The organism is Caballeronia sp. ATUFL_M2_KS44, assembly GCF_023630965.1.
GTDB classification, from domain to species: domain Bacteria; phylum Pseudomonadota; class Gammaproteobacteria; order Burkholderiales; family Burkholderiaceae; genus Caballeronia; species Caballeronia concitans.
On record NZ_JALQEA010000063.1, the window covers coordinates 1 to 253 of the forward strand.

Below are 253 nucleotides of genomic sequence, written 5' to 3' on the forward strand. Positions count from 1 at the left end.
GGAGAGTTTCGATGAGCGCCGTACTCGAACCCGTCATCGCGTCGCCCGCGCCGGGCGATGCCTCGCATCTGCTGTCCGACGCGCTGCTCGATGCGATCGGCCAGCGCGCCGCCGGTTATGACCGCGAGAATCGCTTCTTCTCCGACGACCTGCGCGATCTTCACGAAGCCGGTTTCCTGCGCGCCACGGTGCCGATCGAATTCGGCGGACTCGGCCTCACGCTGCCGCAACTGCTGCGCGAGCAGGTGCGGCT

General features: G+C 67.6%; 1 protein-coding gene. It reads left to right on the plus strand.

Features of this window, described 5'->3' with window-relative positions; genetic code table 11:
• Positions 1-11 precede the first annotated feature (11 nt).
• The coding region (locus NCR39_RS27725) for an acyl-CoA dehydrogenase family protein (protein ID WP_350029701.1) at positions 12-253 on the plus strand (242 nt) is incomplete at its 3' end.